The sequence below is a fragment of the Oscillibacter sp. CU971 genome (assembly GCF_905219725.1).
Classification (GTDB): Bacteria; Bacillota; Clostridia; order Oscillospirales; family Oscillospiraceae; genus Oscillibacter.
On sequence record NZ_CAJMXG010000519.1, the window covers coordinates 1 to 1,265 of the forward strand.

Genomic DNA, 1,265 nt, shown 5'->3' on the forward strand with positions numbered 1-1,265 from the left:
GCTCGCATAGCTGCGTCGCTCATTTTTCTGTATCATTCCCTCATTATACTACTTTTCCCTCTATTGGTACAGCTTCTAAAATCTGTCAAGTACAACCCATCATCAAGCGCCCCTCAAATTTTCCGATACAATCACTCGACAGATTCAGTTCTGGCGGGTGATTTTTTCTACAGCAAAAAATTTTTCTGAAAACGAAAAATAAGAGTTCGCTTTTAGACTCTGGAGGTTGTAGTAGAGGGATGAGGGGAACTGCTTTCTGAATTGGTAAATATTTTGTAAACTCGTCTATAAGAAAGTTCGGTTTCAGCCATCGGAGGTTGTGGTAGAAGGATGAGGGAATCAGCGCATAAGGGCAGAGGAAAACTGACTCAACAGAAAGGGTGGGCAAGTACAACATGAAAGAATCCAGCTACAAGAACTACGACGAACTGCCGCTGTTCCTGAATGTGGCAACGGTGGCAAAGGTGCTGGGTGTCTCACCGTCCAGCGGGTACGAGTTGATGCATGAACCGGATTTTCCAGTGCTGAAGATCGGCAGCAGGATGGTGGTACCCAAGGAGCAATTCGTGGAGTGGGTGTCGCAACACACCCAGGGAGGTGCGGAGTGAAGTACACACCGTGGCCCAAACGTGATCTAGTCAAGAACTACTTCCAGTTGCCCAACGAGATATTCCTGCTGGGTCTGTCGCCCGGCGCACTGGCCGTCTACTCTTATCTGCTCTGCTGCGAGAACAGGAAAACGTACCAGTGCTGGCCCAGCTACAAGACCATCGGCAAAGCAGTGCGGATGAGCGCCAACACCGTCCGCAAGTATGTGTGTGAGTTGGAGGAGCGCCAGCTCATCAGTACAGAGAACACGACAGTCACTACCAGGGATGGCTTGAAGCGTAACGGCAACCTGCTCTACACCATCCTCCCGATCCAGTTGGCCCTCGACCAGTTCTACGAACAGCAGCTAGCGCAGGTGGATGTGGTGGCTGAACGTCAGCGAGTTGCAAAGGCACTTGCGCTCCGCAGTGATAGTGCGCACTCAGCGTGACAGCCTGTGCGCCGCTGTGTGGCCTCGCTGGTATCCAGAGGGTAACAAGCCGTCTCACACCGCAGACGCAGCCGTGTCCAAAGCGTGTGGCCGGTGTGCGCCATCCGGTGAATTCAGCGTAGCCGAAAGTGGCAGGTGAACCGGGGGGTCGAAAAAAGTGCAGGATAAAGGCCGGGGGTCGCTTATGCGCCCCTCGGCCAGCCACACCGCCCCGCAGAGCGGGTCG

General features: G+C 53.4%; 2 protein-coding genes. Both read left to right on the plus strand.

The window, feature by feature from the left end:
* Window positions 1–395: 395 nt before the first annotated feature.
* On the plus strand, window positions 396–608 hold the full coding sequence (locus JX325_RS17080; protein WP_204792211.1) for an AlpA family transcriptional regulator: 213 nt from the start codon (window positions 396–398) through the stop codon (window positions 606–608).
* Complete coding sequence (locus JX325_RS17085; protein ID WP_204792212.1) at window positions 605–1,039, plus strand: helix-turn-helix domain-containing protein; 435 nt, start codon at window positions 605–607, stop codon at window positions 1,037–1,039. The genes JX325_RS17080 and JX325_RS17085 overlap by 4 nt, the downstream gene beginning before the upstream one ends.
* Window positions 1,040–1,265 lie beyond the last annotated feature (226 nt).